This is a genomic window from Pseudomonas sp. SCPG-7, from assembly GCF_002156405.1.
Lineage (GTDB): Bacteria > Pseudomonadota > Gammaproteobacteria > Pseudomonadales > Pseudomonadaceae > Aquipseudomonas > Aquipseudomonas parakoreensis.
Genome location: NZ_MVOO01000051.1, coordinates 1 through 375, shown reverse-complemented (window position 1 = coordinate 375; position 375 = coordinate 1). Strand labels below are relative to the sequence as shown.

1 protein-coding gene is annotated in these 375 nt (G+C 67.5%); it reads left to right on the top strand.

Annotated features, from left to right (window positions below):
* Positions 1 to 43 precede the first annotated feature (43 nt).
* Positions 44 to 375, top strand: a 332-nt coding sequence (locus B1722_RS28500) for an alkaline phosphatase D family protein (RefSeq protein WP_256578876.1), incomplete at its 3' end; no start/stop codon positions are given.

Sequence of the window (375 nt, the reverse complement as noted above, 5' to 3'; positions counted from 1 at the left end):
ACAGTGGGACGACCACGAGGTGAGGAACAACTGGCATCCCGGGATGAGTCTCGACGCTGATGCGCGCTATACCGAAAAGAACCCGCGGGTGCTGGTCGCACATGCGCGGCGAGCCTTTCTCGAGCACTCGCCGATTCGCCTCGCGGCCGCGACAGGGCCGCCGATCTATCGGACGTGCCACTACGGCCCGCTGCTCGACGTGTTCGCGATCGACCTTCGCACGTATCGCGGGCCGAATACGGCGAACGCGCAAGCGTCGCCCGGCGCGGAGACCGTCCATGCCGGCGCGCAACAGCTCGCGTGGCTCAAGCGCAGCCTGCGCAGCTCGCGCGCTGCCTGGAAAGTGATCGCCAGCGACATGCCGATCGGCCTCAC